Annotated in this window: 19 protein-coding genes and 1 pseudogene; 7 read left to right on the top strand and 13 right to left on the bottom strand. The window is 64.7% G+C overall.

Going from position 1 to position 26,307, the window contains the following annotated elements:
* The first annotated feature begins 35 nt into the window (after positions 1 to 35).
* Together HZF05_RS10630 and HZF05_RS10625 are read left to right on the top strand one after the other, a co-directional pair.
* The gene (locus HZF05_RS10630; RefSeq protein ID WP_160366023.1) at positions 36 to 251 is read left to right on the top strand and encodes a hypothetical protein; all 216 of its coding nucleotides are present in this window, start codon (positions 36 to 38) and stop codon (positions 249 to 251) included.
* A gap of 801 nt (positions 252 to 1,052) precedes the next feature.
* Positions 1,053 to 1,526: a hypothetical protein gene (locus tag HZF05_RS10625; protein ID WP_160366022.1), complete on the top strand. Its 474-nt coding sequence runs from the start codon at positions 1,053 to 1,055 to the stop codon at positions 1,524 to 1,526.
* Between the two features lie 632 nt (positions 1,527 to 2,158).
* Here the strand turns inward: HZF05_RS10625 and HZF05_RS10620 are convergent.
* The 3 genes from HZF05_RS10620 to katG form a co-directional block, all read right to left on the bottom strand.
* A complete protein-coding gene (locus tag HZF05_RS10620; RefSeq protein ID WP_160366021.1) occupies positions 2,159 to 2,377 on the bottom strand; it encodes a hypothetical protein in 219 nt (72 codons plus the stop codon).
* A gap of 87 nt (positions 2,378 to 2,464) precedes the next feature.
* On the bottom strand, positions 2,465 to 2,827 hold the full coding sequence (locus HZF05_RS10615) for an HU family DNA-binding protein (protein WP_343046871.1): 363 nt from the start codon (positions 2,825 to 2,827) through the stop codon (positions 2,465 to 2,467).
* A gap of 277 nt (positions 2,828 to 3,104) precedes the next feature.
* Entirely contained in the window at positions 3,105 to 5,321 is a 2,217-nt protein-coding gene (gene katG, locus HZF05_RS10610; RefSeq protein ID WP_160366019.1) for a catalase/peroxidase HPI, read from the bottom strand.
* Positions 5,322 to 6,446: 1,125 nt separating this feature from the next.
* On the opposite strand from katG, the gene HZF05_RS10605 reads away from it, so the two are divergent.
* Complete coding sequence (locus HZF05_RS10605) at positions 6,447 to 8,453, top strand: putative bifunctional diguanylate cyclase/phosphodiesterase (protein ID WP_160366018.1); 2,007 nt, start codon at positions 6,447 to 6,449, stop codon at positions 8,451 to 8,453.
* A gap of 614 nt (positions 8,454 to 9,067) precedes the next feature.
* On the opposite strand, the pseudogene cobA reads toward HZF05_RS10605, so the two are convergent.
* From cobA to cysK, 9 genes and pseudogenes are all read right to left on the bottom strand, one after another.
* Positions 9,068 to 9,802 (bottom strand): annotated as a pseudogene (cobA, locus tag HZF05_RS10600) (uroporphyrinogen-III C-methyltransferase); the annotation flags it as partial.
* The gene (locus HZF05_RS10595; protein WP_160366016.1) at positions 9,799 to 12,405 is read right to left on the bottom strand and encodes a molybdopterin-dependent oxidoreductase; all 2,607 of its coding nucleotides are present in this window, start codon (positions 12,403 to 12,405) and stop codon (positions 9,799 to 9,801) included. The pseudogene cobA and the gene HZF05_RS10595, both read right to left, overlap by 4 nt.
* Before the next feature lies 1 nt (position 12,406).
* Entirely contained in the window at positions 12,407 to 12,745 is a 339-nt protein-coding gene (gene nirD, locus HZF05_RS10590; RefSeq protein ID WP_181638842.1) for a nitrite reductase small subunit NirD, read from the bottom strand.
* Between the two features lie 5 nt (positions 12,746 to 12,750).
* Positions 12,751 to 15,279: a nitrite reductase large subunit NirB gene (gene nirB / locus HZF05_RS10585; protein WP_160366015.1), complete on the bottom strand. Its 2,529-nt coding sequence runs from the start codon at positions 15,277 to 15,279 to the stop codon at positions 12,751 to 12,753.
* 238 nt (positions 15,280 to 15,517) lie between these two features.
* Entirely contained in the window at positions 15,518 to 16,735 is a 1,218-nt protein-coding gene (locus HZF05_RS10580) for an alginate export family protein (RefSeq protein ID WP_160366014.1), read from the bottom strand.
* Positions 16,736 to 16,796: 61 nt separating this feature from the next.
* Complete coding sequence (locus HZF05_RS10575; protein ID WP_160366013.1) at positions 16,797 to 18,041, bottom strand: nitrate/nitrite transporter; 1,245 nt, start codon at positions 18,039 to 18,041, stop codon at positions 16,797 to 16,799.
* A 200-nt stretch (positions 18,042 to 18,241) separates the two neighbouring features.
* On the bottom strand, positions 18,242 to 19,447 hold the full coding sequence (locus HZF05_RS10570) for a CmpA/NrtA family ABC transporter substrate-binding protein (RefSeq protein ID WP_160366012.1): 1,206 nt from the start codon (positions 19,445 to 19,447) through the stop codon (positions 18,242 to 18,244).
* The gene (locus HZF05_RS10565; protein ID WP_160366011.1) at positions 19,444 to 20,025 is read right to left on the bottom strand and encodes an ANTAR domain-containing protein; all 582 of its coding nucleotides are present in this window, start codon (positions 20,023 to 20,025) and stop codon (positions 19,444 to 19,446) included. The genes HZF05_RS10570 and HZF05_RS10565 overlap by 4 nt, the downstream gene beginning before the upstream one ends.
* 191 nt (positions 20,026 to 20,216) lie before the next feature.
* Positions 20,217 to 21,146, bottom strand: coding sequence for a cysteine synthase A (gene cysK / locus HZF05_RS10560; protein ID WP_160366169.1), 930 nt, complete (start codon positions 21,144 to 21,146; stop codon positions 20,217 to 20,219).
* Between the two features lie 201 nt (positions 21,147 to 21,347).
* On the opposite strand from cysK, the gene HZF05_RS10555 reads away from it, so the two are divergent.
* The 3 genes from HZF05_RS10555 to HZF05_RS10545 all read left to right on the top strand — a co-directional run bounded on the left by HZF05_RS10555 (position 21,348) and on the right by HZF05_RS10545 (position 24,120).
* On the top strand, positions 21,348 to 23,048 hold the full coding sequence (locus HZF05_RS10555) for a chloride channel protein (protein WP_181638852.1): 1,701 nt from the start codon (positions 21,348 to 21,350) through the stop codon (positions 23,046 to 23,048).
* A gap of 68 nt (positions 23,049 to 23,116) precedes the next feature.
* Positions 23,117 to 23,446 (top strand): hypothetical protein, encoded by a 330-nt coding sequence (locus HZF05_RS10550; RefSeq protein WP_160366010.1) that lies wholly within the window; start codon positions 23,117 to 23,119, stop codon positions 23,444 to 23,446.
* Positions 23,443 to 24,120, top strand: coding sequence for a carbonic anhydrase (locus tag HZF05_RS10545; protein WP_160366009.1), 678 nt, complete (start codon positions 23,443 to 23,445; stop codon positions 24,118 to 24,120). The genes HZF05_RS10550 and HZF05_RS10545 overlap by 4 nt, the downstream gene beginning before the upstream one ends.
* On the opposite strand, the gene HZF05_RS10540 is transcribed toward HZF05_RS10545, so the two are convergent.
* Positions 24,099 to 24,497, bottom strand: coding sequence for a MarR family winged helix-turn-helix transcriptional regulator (locus HZF05_RS10540; protein WP_160366008.1), 399 nt, complete (start codon positions 24,495 to 24,497; stop codon positions 24,099 to 24,101). The two genes, HZF05_RS10545 and HZF05_RS10540, sit on opposite strands and share 22 nt — an antisense overlap.
* Before the next feature lie 177 nt (positions 24,498 to 24,674).
* Between HZF05_RS10540 and HZF05_RS10535 the strand changes: the two genes are divergently transcribed.
* Positions 24,675 to 25,730 carry an FUSC family protein gene (locus HZF05_RS10535; RefSeq protein ID WP_160366007.1) on the top strand — a complete coding sequence of 352 codons (1,056 nt, stop codon included), beginning with the start codon at positions 24,675 to 24,677 and terminating at the stop codon, positions 25,728 to 25,730.
* Positions 25,731 to 26,307 lie beyond the last annotated feature (577 nt).

Below are 26,307 nucleotides of genomic sequence, written 5' to 3'. Positions count from 1 at the left end.
TTTTCACGATGTATGACTGAGACCAGGAGGCGCCTTTGACGAGCAAGGATATCAACAACGACGTCGGATCACACCCAGCAACTGCGGAGCCGGGAAAAGCCGTGGATGAAGCCGCCCGGAAGGAGTTGGAGAGGATCCACGAGCATGCGGATCCATCGAAGGGCGGCAAGACGGTGAAAGGGGGCGATCGGATAAAGATCACCGATGGCAGAAAGCACGGTAGCCCGGACGCCCAGGCGACCAAGGCATAGCGGTTGATCTCAGGCGATAGCCTCCGGCTTGTCATTGGTTGCCCGTGCGGCCGGTGGCGCTGGGTGCTGCCCGCCCGGCGGCGGCGCATCGGGCTTCGTGTGGGACCGAACGTCAACAGCGGGATCAGGCGCGCGCCGAACCCCTGAAAGGCCGCGCAATCCACGTTGAAGCGCTGTGAGAGACCGTCCTGCTCGCGCCGAACCGGCCGGACGTGGGATTATGCCACTTCCGGCCGAGGCATGAGTTGCGTTCCATCTAGACGGCTCCGTCGATGTCTACGTCAACAAGGACGCGTGCTCTCGACGGGGGGCAAGACGGATCGCCTGCCGTGTCAGTCTTCGAGCGCGAAGCGTTCACGACGGCAGGCGAGGTGCCGAGCTGCCAATGGGGGCGTGAAAGATGGTATGGCCACAGTCTCCGGCGCAACCGTTGGCCGATTGCCGGGGTACGCAGAAAAGCTACAAATGCGGCTCGAGATTTCTTCGGTGCCAACAGAGCCGAACTCCTGATTGACAGGGATTTGCCCACCTTCGCCGCAACTCACCGGCCGCCCGGCGATTATCCTCTGCGCTCGGGCAGACGGAGACGCTGTCATCACGCCTGAGAGCGACAGGATGAAGGCTGATCGACATGAGCACGGTCGAGGAGCGCGCGAAGGAGATGCTCGCCACGGCGTTGGTGGAGGTCCGGTCCGAGCGACGAGCTTCCGGGCAGCTTCTACATGGTTGGCGACGGGAGGCGGCCCTTCGCGCGATCGAACGCGCCCTGACGCTTTCGCGTTGTCGCCCGAAGGCGAGCCGATGATCCGCTGCGTAGATTATTGGATCGGCACGCGCATTTTTCACCCGCCGATCATCTGGATCTGTCAGCGCCTCGGGCTCACTCAACATGCGTTTTCCCGATACGCTTGGTTGGCGGCAACGCTCACGATCCCAGCCCGGATCGGCTCTGGCTCGGAATATGCCAATGGCGGCTTCATCCTGTTTGCGATCCTGGCCGGCGTCGTAATCACCGTCGCCACGGCCTGCCTGCTCGATGTGCCGACGACACCGCTATTAGATCTGCGGCTGTTGCTCTGGTTGATCGCGGGCGCCCAGATGGTAGCTCAGATCGCAAAGTCGCACCTTGGTCCAGACACCTTCTGGGCATTCTCATGGACGGTGATCGGACTTTTTGCGGAGTATGCAAAGACGATCAGCACGATCCCGCCAAGAAAACCTCGCGCGACGAGACCCAATCGACGGTCGCCTGCGCCCTCAGTTTCGGGCGCCTGAGCCGTGACTGACTATCCGGACGGTTGGCCCCTGAGGCGATCCATTTCAGCAGAACCCCATCCACCGGAAACGCAACCGGCAGGCTCAACAGCGCCGGCCAGAAGAAATCGCCCGATCCTTCCAGGCTATTGAAGGTCGCCCTCCCGATCGCGCGAGCCATAGGCGCATCGGAGCGGAATGTTGGCTTTCGGGTGCGCCTGCCTGCCGGACCTATGCGTGTCGAGGCCGCCACGGCGCGTGCCATCGCCGACGCCACGCCCCAGACCTGCCCCCTTTTCCAAAGCGGCGCGCGGCAACATCGTCGCGGAGATGCTCTCGCCTGAACACCGGATCGCACCCGGCCTCCATGCCGGGCGCACATACCAGAGTCACTGCCATGACGACCTCCACCACCTTGCGCTTCCGCGCGATCTCGCGCGTCGTCGCCGCCATCGCCGGCCCTTCGACTTCGGCACTATCGTGGCGATGTTGATCCGCCGGAGAATTCCGCTGTCCATGTTAGCGTGCGACATCGGGAGCCCGCCGCGGATCGGATCCTGGATGTTGCCGGCAGTGCGTTCAAAGTAATCTGACATCTATAAATGGGGAGGTTGCTCAAGATTTATCGAAGAGCCATTCTGCCGCCGCAGGCTTCACTTCTTCTCGCCTTCCTCGATTTCATAGCTCCACCAGCGCAGCCCCATGCCGAGCATTGACGTCATCGCGCCACCGAACAGGCAGACCGCCAGCACCGGATCCTTCTGCGCGTTCTTCCATGAAACGATCGCCAGAAGGACCACGCTCACTACCGAGATCAGATAGCCCGCCGTCTTGATCTTGGCGCTTCGTGAAAATTTCGACCAGTGCCGCATGTTGTCGCAAATGCCCTACGAGGAGCCTGGGAGCGCCACTACCGAATCTTGCAGGTGTCCATGAGGCGGGCATTCTCTCGGCATCGATCAGATTACCACCTGTGCGGGTTTGGCTGGCGAATCGAAGGCGACAGTCCCGACCGCCTGATCGGTCGGCTCGATGATCGTGGGTCGTTCGACAAAACGGGCGTTGAGCGCTCTCTTCAAGCCGGCGGCCGGTCGAAACGCCGGCACGCGCTTTGCCTGGACGTCGACCGGCCGGCCTGATCGGGGATCACGAGCGACGCGGGCTCCGCGCGCCTTGGTCGAAAAAGATCCAAATCCTCGGAGCTCCACTCGTCCCCCGGTCACCAACTGATCCGTGAGGGCGGAAAAGAAGACCGAGACAAGCCGCTCGACCGAGTCTCGGGGGAGATGGGGATTGGCCTCGGCAAGGCGGGCGACCAACACGCTACGCGTCATACTGTTCTCCGGCGTTTTCCGACCCGCTACCAGACCCCCCAGATGCGTTCCTTTATCAGGATTAAAAAATGTCGACCGCGAATGAACCGATCAGGGTCGGAAAGACCCGAGGGATCTGAAATAACCTCCGGCGTGGTCTGACGCTGTGCGGGTGTCGATATGGACGCGCAGCCGCCAGTCTCGGGAGCCTCCCACCGTTTTCAGTTGAGCCCATTCTGCCTTTCGCATGGATATCGGGCGGCGCAGTCTGCGCCGCCCGGTAGTCCTACGCCGAAAGTTTTTGACTGAACGCATCGGCGGGCTTTTGGAGATCGAGCCGATCCGCATCCATCACCTTGCCCCAGGCCTTCACGAAGTCCTGGACAAATCGCTCCTTCGAATCAGACTGAGCATAGATCTCTGCCATCGCGCGCAGTTCGGACTGCGATCCGAAAATAAGATCGACCCGTGTAGCAGTCCAGCGCTCTTCCTTAGTAGTGCGATCGAGCCCCACGAAGCGGTTCCTGTCGCCCGTCGGTTGCCATTCGGTGGCCATGTCGAGCAGGTTGACGAAAAAGTCGTTGGTCAGCGTTCCAACGCGATCGGTGAAAACGCCCTCGTCCCCGCCATCCGCATTGGTGCCGAGCACCCGCATGCCACCAACCAGCACCGTCATCTCCGGAGCCGAAAGACGCATGAGTTGCGCCTTGTCGACCAGCGACTCCTCGGGTGCCATGAAGTTGGACGAGTGATACCAGTTCCGGAACCCATCACCCACCGGATAAAGGGCATTGAATGAGTCGGCGTCGGTCTGCTCGGCCGTCGCGTCCATCCGACCCGGATTGAACGGAACGCTTACCTCGACGCCGCCATCGCGTGCCGCCTTCTCGATCGCAGCGCCCCCTCCCAGCACGATCAGGTCGGCGATAGATACTCGTTTGCCGCTCGCCTGGAAATCGGCCTGCACCTTCGAGAGCGCGTCGAGAACCCTCGCGAGCTGCGCCGGATTGTTGACATCCCAGTCCTTCTGCGGCGCGAGGCGTATGCGCGCGCCATTGGCGCCGCCGCGCTTGTCCGATCCCCGGTAGGTCGATGCCGATGCCCAAGCCGCGGAAACCAGCTCCGAGACGCCCAGGCCGGTGCCGAGGATTGTCTCTTTGAGCGAAGCAATTTCGCTCTCGTTGATCACCTCGTGATCGAGAACTGGTATCCGATCCTGCCAGATCAGTTCTTCCTGCGGAACAAGCTTCCCCAGATAGCGGCCGATCGGACCCATGTCGCGATGGGTAAGCTTGAACCAGGCCCGCGCGAACGCATCGGCGAACTGGTCTGGATTTTCATAGAAGCGCCGCGAAATTCTCTCATATTCCGGATCGAAGCGGAGTGCGAGATCCGAGGTCAGCATCGTTGGCTTGCGCTTCTTGTCAGGATCGAAGGGATCGGGAATATCCTCCGGCGCGTCCTTAGCCTCCCACTGCTTCGCGCCGGCTGGGCTGGTCGTCAGCTCCCACTCGAATTTGAAAAGATTGTCGAAATAGTGGTTGGACCATTGGGTCGGCTGCTGGCTCCAGATCACTTCGAGGCCCGAGGTGATGGCGTGGGCGCCCGATCCGCTCTCGAACTTGCTACGCCATCCAAGTCCCTGATCCTCGATCAGCGCGCCCTCGGGCTCCGGTCCCAAAAAGGATGGATCGCCCGCGCCGTGGGTCTTGCCGAAGGTATGGCCGCCAGCGATCAGCGCAACAGTTTCCTCGTCGTTCATCGCCATGCGCGCGAACGTTTCGCGGATATCCCTTGCCGACGCGACCGGATCGGGATCGCCGCCCGGCCCCTCCGGATTGACGTAGATGAGCCCCATCTGCACGGCGCCGAGGGCCGGATGGAGCTGGCGCTCGCCCGAATAGCGCTCGTCGCCAAGCCAGGTGCCTTCGGGTCCCCAGTAAAGTTCTTCAGGCTCCCACGTGTCGGCGCGACCACCGCCGAAGCCGAAGGTCTTGAAGCCCATCGATTCTAGGGCCGCGTTGCCGGACAGGACGAATAGATCGGCCCAGCTCAGCGCATTGCCGTATTTCTGCTTGATCGGCCACAGCAGGCGGCGGCCCTTGTCGAGGCTGGCATTATCCGGCCATGAATTGAGCGGTGCGAAGCGCTGCTGGCCGCCGCCGGCCCCACCGCGTCCGTCCGTGATCCGGTACGTGCCGGCGCTGTGCCAGGCGAGGCGTATGAAGAGGCCGCCATAATGGCCAAAATCCGCCGGCCACCAATCCTGGGAATCGGTCATCAAGGCCTTCAGGTCAGCCATGACCGCGTCGAGGTCGAGCGTCTTGAACGCTTCGGCATAGTCAAAGTCAGCTCCAAGCGGATTGGAGCGCGGCGAATGCTGGTTGAGCCCGACAAGGCTGAGACCTTCCGGCCACCATTGGCGGTTCCCAGTCCTCTTGGTCGATCCGCCCGCATGCCCGAAGGGGCATCCGGTTACCGTTTCTCCAACTTTGGCGTCCATGTCTCGCTCCTCTCCACATGCGTACCCCCGGGGGTGGCCGCATTTGTCTGGAGGCTTCTGACTAAGACATGCGCTGGCGGTGCCCTAACCGATTTCCCAAATGACGCTTATCGAGCGGGTGCGCGCCTGCACGAACGACGATGATGTCATCCACATCAGATACGCTTTTGTAGGCCGCTAGTTTTCGAGGCCTGGATCCTCAGCCGATTCCGTCTGACGGAGATGGCGACGGGAGTCCGGTCGAGCACCTTCGCAATTCTCATGTCTCCCCATCCTTTCGCAATCATCACGCGGAGAGCCTCGGTTTCGGTTCTGCTCCAGGGCCTGCGCCGAAGGGGTGCGACTGCCGCGGTGTCCGGAGAGGCAACGGACGGGGTGCTGTCTGGCCTATCGTGGCGAACCTGAGAAAGTTTGATTTTGATCGCGCCGAGGGTGCGGCACAGTGCTTGCGCAACCTCGTTCTGCGGCTTTCGTTTCGCAATCATCGCCAGCATCATATCGATCTCGACCTGGGTCCAGGCCGCTCCCCACCTCGCCGGCGCGGATGGTGGCGGGGTTCCCCCGTTCACCGCACGTACGAGCATAGTGTCCGCCGAGTCCGATCCACCAAGCGGACGATGTTCAGCCCGATATCTCAATGTCTTCCACCATAAAGTCGGCATTGTGAGGTGAAATGGTAACGAAGACAGGCGACGTCGCGCGGCGCCCTGCGAAAGCGCGGCCGTTCTTGACCTCCTGATATCTCCCCACTGCATAGAGGGGCAAATTGCTTCCGGGTATCCCGACGCTGGCTTGGTCTTCGAGGCAGATCCGGACCAATGTCATATCGGCGTCGAACGCCCGCAGGGTTTGGGCGCAGCCCCCCTCGTCGACCGCTGGCGATGGCATATCCTGTCAACGTCAAGGGGTAGATCAAACCGGGAGCGATTGCACTTTGGAACGGCCTACAGGATTATGAAAGACCTTTCGCGGTACCAGGCGGATGGGCAGCCGGCAGCCAAGCTGCGAAATGAGGCCGTTCCCGCAGCGTACCATCGACTTTGGTCGGTATCGGACGCAGCAAGCGCATTTTGTTAACCCGGACAGGGGTTTAGGAGCGCTGGAGATCTGCCAGACAGGGCAACGATGAAGGACGTCTTTGCATTTTCGCAAGAGCCGGAGATCATCCTGGCGCAATATGCAGAGCTCAAGCGACAGGTTCCGCTGCTTTACGCCCTGCTTGTGCTCAACGCCTGCGCGGTGGGATATACCCATTACGGTTTTGCGCCGGGATGGACCACGCTGGGATTTCTGGGTGTACTGATCGCGATATGTGGCTGGCGTATCGTCGCCTGGCTCACCGCGGAAAAGGCCGAGACGATCAGCGTCGGTGCGGCGCGATCGCAACTCGTTCGGACGACGGCACTCGCGGGTATATTAGGCGCCGTGTTCATCGCATGGTCGCTTCTTATCGACCAATATGGCGGGCCGGATGAACGCGGCCATGTCGCGCTGTTTATCGCAGCGACCGTCATTGGCTGCATTTTCTGCCTCGTATATCTTCCTCAGGCCGCGATGTTGGTGACGGCGGTCGTCACTGGCCCATATCTCCTATACTATCTGCTGCGCGGAGATCCCGTCTTCGTCGCCATGGCGCTCAATATCGCCCTCGTGACGGGCGTCATGGTGTGGGTCCTGCTGAACAGTTTCGATGGCTTCACCGCCATGATCCGCTCCCGAACCGAACTTGGCGCAAAGCAAGCCGAGACGGAGCGCCTGAATGCCGAAAATGCCCTCCTCGCGCACACCGACGTTCTGACCGGCCTGCCAAACAGGCGCTATTTCTTCAGTCGCTTCGAAGAAGCGCTTCAGAACGCTAAAGCGACGGGGTCGCAATTGGCCGTGGGCGTATTCGATCTTGATCACTTCAAGCCGGTCAACGACACCTACGGGCACGCCATGGGAGATCGCCTGCTGTCCGAGGTCGGCAGGCGCCTGGCGGGCATGGCATCGGACGGCGTATTGCTCGCCCGGCTGGGAGGCGACGAGTTCGGCCTTCTCTTCACCGATGATGTCGGATCGATACCGGCGACGGGCCAGGCCATTTGCGATATGCTTGCCGTTCCATTCTTCATCGATGGCCAGCGCGTTGCTCTCGGCTGCTCGGCGGGTATCGCTGTCTATCCGGAGGCCGGCGACAGCGTGCACGAATTATTCGATCGATCCGATTACGCGCTTTACCACATGAAGAGCACCAAACGAGGCGGCTGCGCGCTGTTTTCGCTCGAACATGAAACCCTGATCCGCTCGGAACGCGCGATCGAGGCGGCCCTGCAGAGTGCTGATCTCGAAACGGAGTTGTCGGTCTGCTACCAGCCCATTCTGTGCCTTCAGACTTCCAGGATATTGGGCATCGAAGCGCTTGGACGCTGGACAAGCCCGATGATCGGCGCGGTGCCGCCGGATCGTTTCATTACGACCGCCGAGCGACTTGGCCGTATCCAGGCGCTGACGCTCGCCTTGTTCGGAAAGGCCGTCCATGAACTGGCTCAACTGCCCTTCGAGCTGGATCTTTCGTTCAATCTCTCTGCGCATGACATCTGCGCACCCGACACTCTCGACAAGCTGACCGGGTTGATCCGCCAAGCCGGTGTCAACCCGCGGCGTATCACCTTCGAGCTCACGGAGACGGCGCTGATGCGTGATTTCGAGGCAGCCGTAAGCGGGATCGAGCATCTTCGCCAGCTCGGCGCGCGTGTCGCGCTCGATGATTTCGGGACGGGCTATTCGAGTCTGGGCTATCTGAGAAGGCTGCCGCTGGACAAGGTCAAGGTTGATCGCAGTTTCGCGATCAACGTGGAGGAGGCATCAAACCGAACCATTCTGTCTGCCGTGGTCGGTCTCTGTCGCACTCTTGGTCTGGAATGTGTCATCGAAGGCGTCGAAAGTGAAGCGCAACTCAACATCTTGATAGCGCTAGGCTATCAGCAGGCTCAGGGTTATTATTTTGCGAAACCGATGAAGGCGGGCGCGTTGCTGGAATGGATCCAGCAGGCCGGCCATGATCGCGCAGGCAATGCGGAGGCAGCGCGAGCTACGAGGATCCGGTCTATCAAACTCGCTCATTCTTCAAATGAAGAATCTGCCGCATAGCCAACTTGCCAGCCATTCACGTAGCTGACGCCAGACCGAGTTCTTGTGTCACGGATAACGGCCGCACACGAAGTCGATCAGGTCGCCTCGTCGATCGTCGCGTACCCCCCGACGTCGGGGCCGGTGGAAAGGTTCAGGAATGATCTGGCTTTGAAGCCGCGGGATGAAGATACGGGGCAACATCATAGCCAGTTGGAGTGCGCCTGCAGGGACGAAGCCAACCTTGGCAGATGAATGCTCGGCGTATCTCGGCGTTGAGGTCAGTCGGCGACGTCTGTTGCATCGACGACGACCGCCCGAGATCGATCTCCCTCCTGCTGATATTTGTCCAGCGCAACCTCGGCTATGAAGCTGCGGTAGTGACGAATGAGACTGATTCCATCCTGAAACAAGTGGCCGCCCGCCCGAAGCACTTCCAGCGCCTCGCCTGTTACGATTACCTCAATTTCTCCCGACGGGGTCGGCACCCAGAGAGTTTGATTTCTCATAGGCTCCGGGGTGCCTTGCGCGACCGCGATGGTCAACATCGGTCGCAACCTCGCGCGATGGCTGACGTGGAGGTCAACTGGGCTCAAGCTCGCCGAAGCGTTTTCATCGGACAACCCGGTACCAGGGGAGCTTTTCGTCGCCTCGCCGATCAGCAGCAAGGTCGGGCTGTCGTCGCTCACCGCCTCGACGAGGAAAGGAAGCGCGGAAAGTCGGCCACGCACCAGCCGCTCACTTGGCAGCGACACGTCGACGGCAACCAGCACCGCCGTCTCGGACGACAGGCCCGCCGCGATGAGGTTGCGCGCAACCTCACCGGCCGCGCTGCGTCCCATATAAACCGCCAGCGTCGCCTCGCTGCGAACGAGAGCCGGCCAGTCGATCGCCAGCATCTCCCCGGCGCGCGCATGCGCGGTGACGAAGGTCAACCCACGCGCAAGGCCACGCAACGTCAGCGAGATGCCGGCCGAACCGGCCGCCGCGCTGGCAGCGGTGATACCGGGGCAGACCTGCACGCGGATTCCTGCCGCCGCCAGGCATTCCATTTCCTCCGCCGAGCGGCCGAAGATGGAGGGATCGCCGCCCTTCAGCCGCACGACACGCCGCCCCTCGCGCGCCGCTCTCAGCAACAGGGCGTTGATGTCCCCCTGGCTCTTCGAATGACGCCCCGATCTTTTGCCGACGCTCACAAGCTCGGCGCCCGGCCTGGCGAGTGCCAGCACGCCGGCGCCGACCAGCGCGTCATGAAACACCACGTCCGCATGGGCCAGCAGCCTCTCGGCCTTGCGGGTGAGGAGTTCCGGGTCGCCTGGCCCGGCGCCGACCAGCCAGACCGTCCCTGGCACGAAGTCGTCCTGCGTCATGCGATTCCTTCCTTTTGGCCGGGCGGATGCTCGGCGAGGATGCGGGCCAGCGCCGGGCGACAGGAGCCGCAATTGGTGCCGGCGCCCAGCGCCTTGCCGATCGCGGGGACATCGACCAGCGCCTGCTCGGCGATGGCCGAGACGATCGTGCGCAAGCCGACATCGAAGCAGACGCAGATGATCGGGCCGCGATCGACCTGCTGCCCCGCCGGGCGCCCGGCAAGCACGGCGGCGTTGGCGGCCTTGCCCAGTTGCGCGATCAGCCAGTCGCGCGGCGGCAGGCTGTCATCGCGAGCGATGAAGAGGCCGGCGGCCAGCCTGCCGTCGGCGATGATCGCCGTCCTGCGCGAACCGCGCCGGGCATCCGACACTTCGACGCGCTCGCCTTTGGGCAACCAGCGATCGAGCCGCGCGGGATCGCCAGCGCCCGCCAGCTCGTAGAGCGTGCCGGTCGGCACCGTCACCCGCGTCGCCCACAGGCAATCCGGCACCAGCTCGGCATGGCCGTGGAGCAGCAGGAAGCCGCGCCATTCCACCGCCACCTTCTCGGCGCGGGCCGGGGTCTGCTTGAAGCCCGGCTGGCCCGAATGCGGATCGACCAGCGGGCGCGGCAGCAGGCCGGTGCGTCCGCCGGTGGACTGGCGATCGGTCCAGTGGATCGGCGTGAACAATTCGCCGCGCCGCTGGCCGGCGCTCAGGCTCACGCGGAACAGGCTGTCGCCCTGCGGCGTGGTGACGCGGGCGATGTCGCCCTCGGCAAGGCCAAGTCGCTCGGCATCGCGCGGGTGGACCTCGACCAGCGGCTCCTCGCGATGGCGCGCGAGCTTCGGCGAGAGGCCGGTGCGCGTCATCGTGTGCCACTGGTCGCGATAGCGGCCGGTGTTGAGCGTCATCGGCCAGGCGCTGAGCGGATCGGCGAGCGGCGCCTGCCGCACGGCGACAAGCCGTGCCCGGCCGTCCGGCGTCGGGAAGCGGCTATCGGCGAATGGCCGCCCACCCCACGAGAAGGGCTCCAGCGCGTCATACGCCTCGTTGCCGATCGCGGCATGGGTCTTGAGGTCGAACAGTCGCGCGCCATCATTCTGGTAGGCGGAGAGGCGGGCATGCTCGCGCCACACGTCGGCGGGACGATCATAAGCGAAGGCGTGGCCCCAGCCCATCCGCCGGCCGACTTCCTTGACGATCCACCAATCGGGCCGCGCCTCGCCGGGCAGACTGAAGAGGGGGCGCTGGCGGCTGATCCGGCGCTCCGAGTTGGTAACGGTGCCGTCTTTCTCGCCCCAGCCGGCGGCAGGCAGACGAACATGGGCATAGCGCGTCGTATCGGTATCCGCGATCACGTCCGAGACGACGACGAAGGGGCAACCGGCCAGCGCCTCGCGCACCCGGCCGGCGTCGGGCATGGAGACGGCCGGATTGGTCGCCATGATCCAGATCGCCTTGATCCGCCCCTCGCTCACGCCACGGAACAGATCGACCGCCTTGAGGCCGGCCTTCGTCGCCATACGCGGCGCCGACCAGAAGCGCCCGACCCGCGCGATATTGTCGGGCGCGAAATCCATGTGCGCGGCGAGGCTGGAGGCGAGGCCGCCCACCTCCCTGCCCCCCATCGCATTGGGCTGGCCGGTGATCGAGAAGGGCGCGGCGCCGGGCTTGCCGATCCGCCCGGTGGCGAGATGAACGTTGCAGATCGCGTTCACCTGATCGGTGCCGCGCAGCGACTGATTGATGCCCTGGCTGAACAGGGTGACGGTGCGCGGGTGCGCGGCGAACAGGTCGTAGAAGCGCTGGAGATCGGCCGGAGGCACGTCGCAGACCTTGGCGATGGTCCAGAGATCGTGGCCTTCGTCGAGGCTCTCCCAGAAGCCTTCGGGCACGCTGACGCTGGCGGCGAGATAGGCCTCGTCCACCAGCCCCTCGCGACAGCAATAGGCGAGCAACCCATTCATCAGCGCTACGTCGGTGCCGGGCCGGATCGCCAGGTGGAGATCGGCATCCTCGCATGTCTCGGTACGGCGCGGGTCGATCACTACCAGCTTGGCGCCCGAGGCCGCGCGGCGCGCCTGGATGCGCTGGTAGACGATCGGGTGACACCAGGCGGTGTTGGAACCCACCAGCACGAACAGGTCGGCCGCATCGAGATCGTCGTAGCTCGCGGGCACGACATCCTCCCCGAAGGCGCGGACATGCCCCGCCACCGCGCTCGACATGCAGAGCCGCGAGTTGGTGTCGATATTGGCTGAGCCGATGAAGCCCTTCATCAGCTTGTTGGCGACGTAATAGTCCTCGGTCAGCAGCTGGCCGGAAACGTAGAAGGCGACGCTGTCCGGCCCATGCCGCGCGATCGTCTCCCTGAAGCGCCGCGCGACGAGATCGAGAGCCTTGTCCCAGCTTGCACGCTTGTCCCCGATCATCGGGAGGAGCAGCCGTCCCTCCAGCCCCACCGTCTCACCGAGATGCGTGCCCTTGGAACAGAGGCGGCCGCCATTGGCGGGATGATCGGGATCGCCCGCGATCGCGACCGAGCGCTCGCCGTTCGGCGTCGCGACCACGCCGCAGCCGACGCCGCAATAGGCGCAGGTGGTGCGGACGGCCTGGCTCACCTCAGGCGGCAGCCTTCAGCGTCGAGGCGCGGCAGAGCAGCACCCGGCCGCTGCTGATCTTCACCGGAATGGTCGGCGTGCAGCCCTTGTCCTCGCCCTGCGCCTCGCCCGTCGCCAGCGCGATCTGCCAGTTGTGCAGCGGGCAGGCCACGCTGTGGCCGTGGACGATGCCCTGGCTGAGCGGGCCGCCCTTGTGCGGGCAACGGTTGGCGAGCGCGAACACCTTGCCGTCGGCCGTGCGGAAGACGGCGATCTCCTCACCGCCGACCACCGGCACGGTGCGACTGCCGCGCACCGGGATCTCGTTGACCCAGCCGATATCGATCCAGTCTCCGATCATGTCGATCACTCCGCTGCGACAGCCGTCATCGGCTGGAATTCGGCCATGGGATGGTGAAGCTGCCGGTCGGCGCCTGCGGCGCGCTCGGCCCAGGGATCGTCCTGGCTGAAGCTCTGCGAATGCAGGAAGCGCCGTGTCAGCGCCTTGCGGTTGCCCTCGTCATCGACGATCCGGCTCTTCACGTGATCGAGGCCGACGCGCTCCACCCAGGGCGCGGTGCGCTCAAGGTAGCGCGCCTCCTCTCGGTAGAGCTGGATGAAGGCGGCGCACATATCCATGGCCTCCCGATCGGTTTCGACTTTGCACAGGAAATCCGTCGCGCGGACCTTGATGCCGCCATTGCCGCCGATGTGGAGCTCGTAGCCCGAATCCACGCAGACCACGCCGAAATCCTTGATCGTCGCCTCGGCGCAGTTGCGCGGGCAGCCCGAGACGGCGATCTTGAACTTGTGGGGCATCCACGATCCCCACGTCATCTTCTCGATCTGGACGCCGAGGCCGGTCGAATCCTGCGTGCCGAAGCGGCACCATTCGGAACCGACGCAGGTCTTCACCGTGCGCAGCGCCTTGCCGTAGGCGTGGCCCGAGACCATGCCGGCAGCGTTGAGATCGGCCCATACGGCCGGCAGATCCTCCTTCCTGATGCCGAAGATGTCGAGCCGCTGGCCGCCCGTCACCTTCACCATCGGCGCGTTGAACTTCTCAACCACGTCGGCGATGGCGCGCAGTTCCCGGGGGCTGGTGAGGCCGCCCCACATGCGCGGCACGACCGAATAGGTACCGTCCTTCTGGATGTTAGCGTGGAGCCGCTCGTTGACGAAGCGGCTCTGCTGGTCGTCCTCATATTCACCAGGCAGCGCGCAGAGCAGATAGTAATTGAGCGCCGGCCGGCACGAAGAGCAGCCGTCGGGCGTCGACCAATGCAGCTTCTGCATCGCCTCGGGGATCGATCGCATCCCCTGCGCGACGATCTCGCGGCGCACGTCGTCATGGGTGAAGCTGGTGCATTTGCACATCGTCTTCGGCCCGGTCTCGACATCGTCGCCCAGCGTCAGCGCCAGCAATGTCTCGACGAGGCCTGTGCACGAGCCGCAGGAGGCCGAGGCCTTACACGTGGCGCGCACCGCATCAAGGCTGCACGCGCCGCCTTCGATCGCGGCGACCACCTTGCCCTTGCTGACGCCGTTGCAGCCGCAGATTTCCGCATCGTCGGAAAGCGCCGCAACGGCCGCCTTAGGGTCCGCGCGCCCACCCCCGGAGGCGTAGGCCTGGCCGAAGATCAGCATGTCGCGTAGATCCGCGACATCCTCGGCCTTGCGCATCAGATCGAAATACCAGCCGCCGTCCGCCGTATCGCCGTAGAGCACGGCGCCGACGACGCGATCCTCCTTCAGCACGACGCGCTTGTAGATGCCACGCGAGGCGTCGCGGAGCACGATGTCCTCGGTGCCGTCGCCGCCCGAGAAATCGCCGGCCGAGAAGACGTCCAGCCCCGCCACCTTGAGCTTGGTGGAGGTGACGGAGCCGCGATAGCCGGTCGGCGCCTCCACCAACCCGTCGGCCAGCGCCCGGCACATCTCCCATAGCGGGGCCACGAGGCCGTAGACCATGCCGTCATGCTCGACGCACTCGCCGACCGCGAGAATGCTGGGATCGGAGGTGACCATATGATTGTCCACCTTGATCCCGCGCCCCACCTCCAGCCCGCAATCGCGCGCCAGCGCCACCGAGGGGCGGATGCCGACCGCCATCACGACGAGGCTGGCCGGGATCTCGCGCCCGTCCTTCAGGCGCACGCCCTCGACCTTGCCGTCGCCGAAGATCTCGGCGGTGTCGGCGCCGGTGAGGATGGTCTGGCCCCTGCCCTCCAGCGCGGTCTTGAGCAGCCACGCGGCGGCCTCGTCGAGCTGGCGCTCCATCAGCGTGGGCATGATGTGCAGCACCGTCACCTTCATGCCGCGCAGCGTGAGGCCGTGCGCGGCCTCGAGCCCGAGCAGGCCGCCGCCGATCACCACCGCGTCGCCGCCGCCCATTTTTCTACCGGCTTCGGCTGCGGCCAGCATCCGATCGACGTCGTGCATGTCGCGGAAGCTGATCACGCCGTGCAGGTCCCGACCCGGCACCGGGATGATGAAGGGATCGGAGCCGGTCGCGATCAGCAGCCGATCGTAAGCGACCGTCCGGCCCGATCGCGCGGTGACCGTCCTGGCATCGCGATCGATCTTCTCGACGGGATCGGAGACGACCAGCTCGATGCAATTGTCCGCATACCAGGCGCGATCGTTGATCACGATCTCGTCGAACGTCTTCTCGCCCGCCAGCACCGGCGAGAGCATGATGCGGTTGTAGTTCACGTGCGGCTCGGCGCCGAAGATCGTGACGCGGTAACGGCCGGCATCGCGCGCCAGCAATTCCTCCACCGCGCGGCACCCCGCCATGCCGTTGCCGATGACGACGAGGTGCGGAAGGTTGCGGGCGGCGGCCTGATCGACCGCCGCCTCCTCTCCTACGCTGTCGTGCCTCTGGAAATCCATGCGCTCTGCTCCGGAAATGAAAAAGGCCGCCATCCGGACCTCGCTTGTTCAGCGACGTCGGGATGGCGGCCTTGCCTGCATCGTGGACCGGGGGACGAACCCGCCGGGGCGATGGGCCGGCGCCATCCCGCTCTGGATGGCTCCGGCTATGATCGATCGGGCGTCCTTGCCCGTTCGAGGTGGATGATGACCCGAATCGGGGCGTCGCTCAAGTGTCGATTTTGCACTGCGGCAAAAATCACAGCGCCCAGTCCAGCTGGAGCCAGATCTTGCGCGTGTCGGTGAACAGCCGGTCCGCGCGATAATCGGCGTAGCGCACCGATATCGTGGTCTTAGCGAGCTTTGCGGAGGCCAGCGCGTCCCACTCGTTGCCATAATGCTGGCCGAGCCGGTCGCTGGTGAAGCGATGATAGACCGCCTGCACCGTCACCGCCTTGGCCGGCCCCATTTGCTTCCAGCCGAGACCGGCGCTGCCATAGAGATCTCGCACGCCGTTGGGCGGCGTGGTCAGGAACTTGTCCGCCCAGCCCTGGAACTTGAAGCCCGTCGCAAGCGGCGTCTGGAAGCTGGTGAGCGCGACGCCGCCCTCGGCACCGTGCGCCGCCCCGAGCACCTCGTAGCCGGCGTCGAGCTTGAGCAGGGAGACGTCCAGCGTGCCGTCGACGAGGTAGTAATCGGCGCGGTAGCTGTTCGGATTCCGGTGCCAATCCGACTGGGTGGCATAGCTCGCCTGATAACCGAGCTTCACCGCCTTGGAGAAGGCATGGGCGCCGGCGAAGCGGACCCCATAGGTCTGGCTGGAGAGCGCGAACTTCTGGACGGAGAACTCGTCCTCGTCGATCAGGTAGGCGAAGCCGGTCAGCGTGCCGATCGGCGTCGCGTAGGAAAGATTGGCCAGCACGCTGTTGCCGGAAACCGCCTGTTGCCGCGCCGCCTTTCCATCGATGCCCCAGATGGTGCGCACGCTCCACAGGTAGGAAACGTCCGCCTTCAGGCCTTTGATCGGGGTCGCCTCCACCCGCACCGCATCGAAGGTCTGGCCATTGTCTCGGAAGTTGACGGCGCCGACGAAACGCTCGTCGTCGAGCGTGATCCGCTGCCGGCCTGCGGTGACGGTGAAATCTTTCGCCTTGTATTGGATCTGCGCGCGATAAAGGCCGATATCCTGCGGGTCGGCGATCAGCGGGCGGTTGCTCGCGCCGTGCAGCCCATCGTCATAATGGTCGATCGCCGCCAGCGTGCCCTCACCCTCGACCAGCGCGGACCATGGCCCGTCGGTGGCTTGCACGCCCCCGCGCAGGCGAAAGGTGAGTGCATCGGCGTCCTTCGGCAGCCCGTCCTGATCGACATCTTCGTAGCGGATGCGGAAATCGGCGATTGGCTTCAGCTGGATCGTCTGGGCGCAAGCCGGCCCAGCGGCGGCCAGCACGGCCGCCGTTGCGATGAAAGTTTTCATGGATGCCCCTTCGATCGGTCCGGCGGGCGGCGTCGGTGCGCCGCCCGTCCGGGTCTTGGGTTCAGATGCGGACGCCGTTGGCGGCCGCCTCCCAGGTCGCGCGCCAGCGGGCCTTGATCGCGGTCAGCGCCGCCACCGCGACCAGCGCGAGGCCCGCGAAGATCAGGAAGCCCGGCGCGAAGCTGCCGGTCAGCTGCCTGGCGAAGCCGAGCGAGGAAGCGAGGTAGAAGCCGCCGATGCCGCCCGCCATGCCGACGAGGCCGGTCATCACCCCGATCTCGGCGCGGAAACGCTGCGGCACCAGCTGGAACACCGCGCCGTTGCCGGTGCCGAGCGCCAGCATGGCCACCACGAACAGGCCGAGCGCGCTTGCCAGCGTCGGCGCGCCGCTCACCCCGGCTAGCGCCGCGGCGGCGACCAGATAGACCGCGTTCAGCGTCTTCACGCCGCCGATCCGATCCGCCAGCGCCCCGCCCAGCGGGCGCACCAGCGATCCCGCGAACACGCAGGCGGCGGTGCAATAGCCGGCCATGACCGTGGTCAAACCAAATTGGTCGGTGAAGTAGATCGGCAACGAGGCGGCCAGCCCGACGAAGCCGCCGAAGGTCACCGAATAGAAGAGCATCAGCCACCACGCGTCCGCCGTCTTGAGCGGCTGCAGATAATCGACGAACCGCTTGGCCGCGGGCGCGTTGGGCGCATCCTTCGCCAGCGCGAGATAGACGACGAACACGATCGCCAGCGGAATGCATGCCAGGCCCAGCACCGCGTTCCAGCCGAACAGCTTGGCCAGCATCGGCGCGAACAGCGACGCGAGCACGGTGCCCGAATTGCCCATGCCGGCGATGCCCATCGCCTTGCCCTGATGTTCGGGCGGGTACCAACGGCTGGCGAGCGGCAGCGCGATCGCGAAGCTGGCGCCGGCGAAGCCGAGGATCACGCCCAGCGCCAGCGTGCCGCCGAAGCTGTTCACGCCCGTCAGATACGCCGTCAGCAGGCCGGCTATCACGATCAGCTGGCTGATCGCGCCCGATCGCTTCGGCCCGATGCGATCGACCAGCAAACCGTTGACCAGCCGCAGGAAGGCGCCCGCGAGCGTCGGCGTCGCCACCATCAGGCCCTTCTGGGCGGCGGTGAGATGGAGCGTCTTGGCGATCTCCGGCCCCAGCGGCCCGAGCAGCACCCACACCATGAACGCCAGATCGAAATACAGGAACGCGGCAATCAAAGTGGGCCGATGGCCCGCGCTCCAGAAGCTGCCGCCGGCGCTTTCCGCCTTCCCGTCCTGCCAATAGGCCGTCGCCATGTCGAATCCCCCTCGGATTGCGTTGACACGAAAAAAGCCGCCTCCGGCCCCTCGCACATGGCGACGGCCGGACAGCGGCTTTGCTGGTTCGATGGTGGAGGTCGCCCCCTCGTTGGGGCGCCGCTCCGTGAAGCGCGCGCATCCTTGCGCGACGACTCAAGCTGTCACGAAAGCGTCTCTCTTCGCAAGTGCAAAAATTATCATCGTCGGAAAGCTGCGAGATAGCCATCGATATCGGCGGGATCGAACACCCGGCCGTCGAAGAAGCGATCGGGGCCGAGGACCAGTCCGGCGCTGTGCGAGCCGACGCCCATCGGCTCCGAAAGCGCGCCCTCTACCTTCAGGCTGGCGCCCGGCATCGGTGCGCCCGTGCCAGCCAGCGCGCGGCGATAGATGTCGGATCGGAACACGTCGGCCGCCTGCCGCTCGGCCTCGGGCGACGGCTCGGCCATCCCCCAGCGGACCAGCTGCGAGTAGATCCACAGCGCATGGCTGCGCCACGGGAAGCCGACCGCCTCGCGGTGGAACAGGATCGTCGCCGGCACCTCGACGGACGCATCGCCCGGCCGCGCCACCAACCGCCCGGTCAGCGTCGGCAGGATCGCCTCCGGCGGCCGTCCGACATAGTCGGGCCGAGACAGCAACTCCGCCAACTCGCCATGATGCGCCGGATCGTCGCACCACGCCGCCGCCCGGTCGAGCGCGAGGAGCAGCCGGTCGACGACCTCCGCATTGTCCTCCATCCAGCCGGTGCGCATCGCGAGCACCTTCTCGACGCCGCGCTGCCAGACGCGCGCGCCAACCATCACGATCTCGGCGAGCCCCGCCTGCACGGCGACGGTGCTCCACGGTTCGCCGGCGATGAACCCGTCGATCTCGCCCGCCTCCAGCGCCGCGCCCATCAGGGACGGCGGTAGCACGCGCAGCACCAGATCGCGATCCGGATCGATCCCGGCATAGCCCAGCCAGTAGCGCAGCAGCAGCGCGTGGCAGGAGAAGCGATGGACGATGCCGATCACGGGCTTGCGCCGATAGAGTCCGATCGCGCCGGCGAAATCGTGCGCCGTGGCGATCGGGTCGCCGATGCGCCGCGCAATGTCCGGATCGAGCGCGGCGGCGAAGGCGGTGCCCATCACGAACACGTTGCCGTTGACGCTGAGCTTGAACGGCGCCGAGAGCGCGGCGGGATGCTGGCTCAGCCCCAGCGTCACCGCGATCGCCAGCGGCGCCAGCATGTGCGCGGCCTGCACCTGCCCGTAGACCAGCCGGTCGCGCAGGGTCGCCCAGCTTTCGGAGCGGATCAGGTCGAGCGCGATGTCCTGTTCGGCGGCGAACCCCTTCTCGCGCGCGGCGATCAGCACGGCGCTGTCGGTCAAGGGCAGGAAGGCGGCGGAAATCCGGGTCATGCAGCCCCTCCCAGAAGATCGCTCGCGGTGATCAGCGCCTCGGCCACCTCGGCGATGCGGCGGCCCTGGTTCATCGCGGTCGATCGCAGCAGCGCATAGGCATCCGGCTCGGAAAGGTTGCGACTCTTCATCAGGATGGCCTTGGCGCGGTCGATCGTCCTGCGCTCGGCGATGGCGCTCTTCGCCTCGTCCAACTCCGATTGCAGCCGGGCGAAGGCGTTGAAGCGCCGGATGGCGAGATCGAGGATCGGTTTCACCCGTTCCTTGCGTAAGCCGTCGACCACATAAGCGGAGACGCCCGCGTCGATCGCCGCGCCGATCATGATGTCGTCCGATTGATCGACGAACATGGCGATGGGGCGCGCCAGCGCGCGGCTGACCACCAGCATCTCCTCCAGCGTGTCGCGGCTGGGGGAGCCCAGGTCCATCAGCACGACGTCGGGCGCCAGCCGCTCGATCCGCGCGACAAAGCCGCCGCGCGGGGGCACGATATGGATATCGTCGAAGCCGGCGTCGCGCAGGCCATCCTCCAGGACGGTCGCGCGCAGACCCGTGTCATCGACGATTACGATCCGCACTGATCCACCGCCCGATGTTGCATCTGCGAAAGAGTGACGGCCTCTCCGCTATTCGTCAATTGCAGCCGTTACGGCTGATGCATGCCACAGCTTTAGCTCCTGCCTCATCATGCCCCAGGCGGCGGTCATGCGGCACGCCCATGCAGGGATCGGCTCATCGTGCGCGGGCAGCAATTGGCCAAGATCAAACCTTAGACCTGCTCCGCTCCTGGCAGAAAATCCGGGACCGAGAGATAGCGCTCTCCGGTGTCGTAGTTGAAACCCAATATCCTGGCATTCCCTCCCACCTCCGAAATCTTCTGGTCGATGGCCGCAAGCGTCGCGCCGGACGAGATTCCGACCAACACCCCTTCCTCCCGCGCCGAGCGCCTCGCCATCTCCTTGGCCGCGGCCGCCTCGACCGTGATCACGCCATCGAGGAGCCGCGTGTGCAGGTTGGCGGGAATGAAGCCGGCCGCGAGCCCCTGGATCGGGTGGGGACCGGGCTGACCGCCGGAGATGACCGGCGACAGGGTCGGCTCCACGGCGAAGACTTTCAGATCTGGCCAAACCGGTTTCAACACCTGCGCTACGCCTGTGATGTGTCCGCCGGTCCCGACACCCGTGATCAGGAAATCCAGCGGATCGTCACGGAAATCGTCCAGTATCTCCTGCGCCGTGGTGCGGGCGTGAACATCGATATTCGCCGGATTCTCGAACTGGCCGGGGATCCAGGCGCCGTCGATTGACCTGGCAAGCTCGGCGGCACGCTCAATGGCCCCCTTCATGCCCTGTTCGCGGCGGGTGAGATCAAACGTCGCGCCATAAGCGAGCATCAGGCGGCGGCGCTCGATCGACATGCTTTCGGGCATAACGAGAATGAGCCGGTAGCCTTTGACGGCCGCCACCATGGCGAGGCCGATCCCGGTATTTCCGCTGGTCGGCTCGATGATCGTACCGCCCGGCCGGAGTTTTCCCGTCCGCTCGGCGTCCTCGACCATGGCAAGGGCGATGCGATCCTTGATCGAGCCACCAGGATTGGTGCGCTCCGATTTTATCCACACTTCGACGTCGGGAAACATGCGGGCGAAGCGGACGTGGGGCGTCCCTCCGATCATCTCCAGGATGCTGGCAGCCTTCATTCCGGATCTCCTCCGCTGATGCTCCGGTCGACACACCATGCCTCCGGAGACCGTCCGCGCTCCAACCATCGATGTCGCGCCTTGTTCTATATCGGTATGCGATATATCTGGCTCGCACATTTTTTGGGACTCGTAGTGACAGCGATCAATCCCGACCATTTCGCCCGGCGCCCGCTTGCCGATCACAGCGTCGACGCGCGCATGTTGCTGTTGGCGGCCATGGCGGTCGTGGTCGGCTCAGGCGGTGCTCTTGGCGCCTGGATCCTCCTCAAGATGATCGCGGTCGCCACCAACCTGTTCTGGTTCGGGCGGCTGTCCGCTGCACCCGCGCTCATCACCGACAGTGCCGTCGGGCTCGCGGTGCTTGTCATCCCTTTGATCGGCAGTCTGATCATCGGCATGATGGCGCGCTACGGCTCGGAAAAGATCAGGGGCCACGGCATCCCCGAGGCCATCGAGACCATCCTGTTCGGCGAGAGCCGCCTGTCTGTCAAAGTTGCGTTGCTTAAGCCCCTCTCCGCCGCCGTTTCGATCGGCAGCGGCGGCCCGTTCGGCGCCGAGGGGCCGATCATCATGACCGGAGGGGCGATCGGATCGCTCTTCGCCCAATGCTTCCATCTGAGCGCGGCCGAACGCAAGACGCTGCTCGTGGCGGGCGCTGCCGCCGGCATGACCGCGATCTTCGGAACGCCGCTCGCCGCCATCCTGCTGGCGATCGAGGTGCTGCTGTTCGAATGGAAGCCCCGCAGCTTCGTGCCGGTCGTCGTCGCCGTGCTCGTCTCCTTTGCCTGGCGACCGACGCTGATCGGTGCGGGGCCGATGTTCGCGACCGCTTCCGCACAGCCCGCCGGCCTCTGGGTGTTGGCCGCCGCCGCCGTCATCGGGCTGATCGTCGGCCTGGAAGCGGCTTTGCTCTCGACGACGCTCTACCGCGTGGAGGACCTGTTCCATCGCCTGCCCGTCCACTGGATGTGGTGGCCTGCGATCGGCGCGATCTTCGTTGGCATTGGTGGCCTTATTGATCGGCACGTGCTCGGCTCGGGCTATGCCAGCATCCAGACGTTGCTCGACGGCAGTCTCGCCATGCGCGTGGTCCTGGCAATCCTGTTCGTGAAAGCGATCGTGTGGCTGATCGCGCTGGGATCGGGTACGTCCGGCGGTATCCTCGCGCCGCTGCTCATCTTAGGGGGAGCCACCGGATGCCTGCTCGGCCACGCGCTGCCGGGTGATGTCGGCTTCTGGGCGATGATCGGCATGGCAGGAATCATGAGCGGCGCGATGCGGGCACCGATGACGGGCGCGCTCTTCGCGGCCGAGTTGACGGGCCACTTCGCCAGTCTTCCTGCGACGATCGCGAGCGCCGGGGGTGCCTATGCGGTCAGCGTCCTGCTGATGAGGCGCTCGATCCTCACCGAGAAGATCGCCCGGCGCGGCCGACACATCCTGCAGGAATATACCGTCGATCCGCTCGATTTCCTCCAGGCAGGGCAGCTGATGACGCCCCACCCGGATACGCTGCCTGGAACGATGAGCATCTCAGCGGCCAGCGCTTTCTTCGCCGATGAGGCGAAGCATCGCAGCTATCCAGTCGTCGATGCTGACGGGCGCCTGCTCGGCCTCGTCTCGCGCACGGACGCGCTCCGCTGGCGGGTCACCGATCCGGAAGGCGATGTCAGTCTCGCCGAAACGCTGTCCGACGTCTCGCAGCCCGCGGCGCATCCTGAAACGCCGTGCGGTCTGATCGCGGACATGATCATAGAAACCGGTATCGGCCGCGTACCGATCGTGGATGCGGGAACCGGGCGCGTCGTCGGCATCCTTTCGAGGCAGGATCTGCTCAAGGCGCGGAGCGCGCACCGCCAGGCCGAAACCGCCCGTTCGCGCTTTGCAAAATCAATTTGATCGGGAACATATATCGCTCTACGATATTCATATCATGATGCTGCCCGAACCAGCAGGGGGACCGCGATATGCTCGTCGTATTTGCCAATTGTCTGCTCCAGGTGTTCGGCGGCATTGTTGCTGCCGCGCTCGTCGCCTGGGCCGCGTGGCACGTCTTCAAGTGGATGCGGTTGCCTGAGCTCGGCCCCTGGCTGGTGCTGGCATCACTGTTCATCATTCCCGGCGCCGCACGACGCCCATTCGTCCAGATGGTGATCTTCTTCCTTGGGATCGGCGCTCTCGCACTGCTCCCGGTGGGTCGAACCTGGCGAGAGCAGGATCGCCTGCGCCGTCTGATTAAGGACGGAACCAAGGGCAAAACGCGAGGCAGCGTGCCGAACCTTCACTCGCCGACATGACGGTCGGTGCTGCGGATGGTCCCGTCCCGGATCTTCTCCGACGTAACCGAGCGTGGGCCGGACGAAAGACGACCAGCGATCCGGGCTCCTTTGCTCGCCTGGTCGGACAACAGCGCCCCCGTTACTTCTGGATCGGCTGCGCCGATAGCCGGGTTCCGGCGACCGAGATCGTCGATCTCGATCCGGGCGAGATGTTCGTCCATCGTAATGTGGCCAATCTTGCTGAGCCCGGGGATCCGAATTTCACCGCCGCGCTCGCCTACGCTGTCGATGTGCTGGGCATCGATAACATCCTGCTGGTCGGCCATTACGGCTGCGGCGGGATCGAAGCGGTTCTCACCGAACCGGCTGACGCGGTCGCGCAGTGGTTGGCGCCTGTTCGTCGATTATATGGGCAACGCCACGATGACCTCGCTGGCTGTTCGCAGGGTGCGAAGCTGGACAGGTTGTGCGAACTCAATGTGATCGAGCAGGTGCAAGCGCTATCGCAGCACCCAATCGTGACTGAGGCCTGGAGAAGCGGCCGAGAGCTGGCTTTGTATGGATTGGTCTATGGCATTGGAGACGGATTGCTCGGTCATGTCTGCACCGCGCCGAACCCCGGTGGCGCGGCTCCCCACATCCAGATCCAACAAAGCTACCAGTTCGCTCGTCAGAGCGTCCCGATGAGCTGAGTCAGCAAGGGGCGTATCCGCCGGAGCTCCTCACGGTGCACGCGGGAGAGCGATGCCAGCATCGCCTTGCCCTGCGATGTCAGTTCGACCGGGACCTGTCGTTTGTCCGTCGTGCCGCCACCGCGGCGGACCAGGCCCAGCTTGACGAGACGATCGACATGCTCGCTCGCGCTGTGAGGTCGAAGCAGCAGATGATCCGCCAGCGCTCCCACGAGCATCGAGCCGCCCGACGCGCGGATTGCCAATAACGCCTGATGCTGCTGCGCTGTCACCCCCGATGCAGAGGCGGCTTGCTCACTGAAATGCAGGAATCGCCGCAATTCGTGACGAATGCTCGCCAGGGCCTCATAGTGCGCGTCGCTCAGTTCGTCATCCATCAGTGTCTTCTAGGGATATTGGCCCAGAACTACATCCATCTGTTGCACTCGTGACCTGACGCCGGTCATTGTGCAGCCGATTGACGAAGGAGCACGGCGAGACACGATCGTGCTCGCCTGGGAATGATGTCCACTACCCCCTTTGAACTTCCCATTCGCAGCAGTGTTGACGCATCGATGAAGCAGGCGCCGAATTGGACCACGCTGACGTTCCAACGGCAGCACTTCGATCCGTTTCATTGGCGAGAGGCCGCGCTCTGCGTGCCCGCGATGCCAATCCTGATCCTCCTGGGCCAAGCCTTCGGCTGGGCGGCAGGCGGTGCGGTCGCGGCGGGCGCCGCCTTCGCGGTTGGTTTCGGCGCCGCGCGCGAGCTCGGCGGACGTCGCTGGGGCGCCATGATCGGAGCGCTCGTCGGCATGACGATTGCAGCCTTCCTCGGGACAGTACTCGGCCAGCACAGCCTCGTCTTCCTGATGACGGCAGCCGCGGCGGCGGCCGGATGCGCGGCGCTGGCGCTTCGCGATGAAGACCTCTGGTGGGTAGTCCTTCAAGTCGTCATCATCTACTTCGTGGCCGGCTATTACGAAGGCCACGCCGCAGCCGCGGCATGGCGCGGAGGGATGGTGGCCGTTGGCGGCGTTGCTGAGCTTGCGACCGTCTGGGCCCTCGCCCGCTTCTTTCCTGGCGCCGCCGCGCCGATCATCGTGAACACGTTGAAGCCGAGCACGGATCGAGGACTTCTCGTCGCTCACATGCTCCGGGCCGCGCTCTGCGTCGGCGGCAGCATCCTGCTGATCGTCCCGCTCCATCTCGCCAATGGCTACTGGGCGCCGATGACAGCGCTGATCGTGCTCAAGCCTCGGCTCCACGAAACACGGATCCGGGGGCTGGCGCGGCTCGGCGGGACGATCGGTGGCTGCATCATCGCCACCCTTTTCTCCCTCGCGTGTCGCGGTCAGCCGGCCTTGCTCTTGATCGGGATGACAGTCGCGGCTGGAGCCGCCTTCGCCCTGCAGAAGGCGCACTACGCCGCCCTCACGGCGTCGATCACCGCGACGGTCGTGCTCCTAATCTCGCTTGGCGAGACCTCGCCGATCGCGAATGCCGAACACCGGGTCATCGCCACGCTGATCGGCGGCGTCCTTGCGCTCGTCGTGGCGCTGGTCGTGCCCCACTCGCTTCCGAGATCCTTCTCGCTCGGCGATCGAGTCGGGATACGCCGGACCTCGTGAGCGGGCGCGTGCGGCCAGCCGCCCATGTCGTCAGACCTTCTTGCAGCTCGACATGAAGCTCTTGCGCGGCTTGCCGGGCAGGCCTTCGCATCGCCTGCTTCGGTTGGCCGAGCGACTTGGCAGTTCGGACCGCTGGCGCCTTTGACCGCTACCGGGTTCGAGCTGTTCGATCGCAATTAACTGATGCGGGAACGCGGGCGTGAATGTTTAGAGATCGTCGGAGTATATCTATTCACACACCGATGACCCCCTCCTAGCCATCGATATCAATTCATCTTCTGATACAATAGCAACTATAATAGCCCGCAGTACTGCACCACTGACCGCGGATCCTGGCGTGCCCTCCTCCCGTCACTCAGGAGGATTGGATGGGATTGTCGGCGCCTCCCCCTCCATACGCGGCAGGCCCAGCGCGGTGATCGCAAACCTTGACGAATTCGATACCGCAGATCGAGCGCCGTTCGGACGCAAATACCACGATATCATGCCCTCGGATCTCCGTCATAGTCTTGAAACTCAGAGCAATCCGGTGGACCGACCTGGCTGTTCTGCTAAAGTCGTCTTCCTACCGTCCTCA

This window comes from Sphingomonas chungangi, assembly GCF_013778325.1.
Classification (GTDB): domain Bacteria; phylum Pseudomonadota; class Alphaproteobacteria; order Sphingomonadales; family Sphingomonadaceae; genus Solisphingomonas; species Solisphingomonas chungangi.
This window is presented reverse-complemented; position numbering and strand designations above follow the sequence as displayed.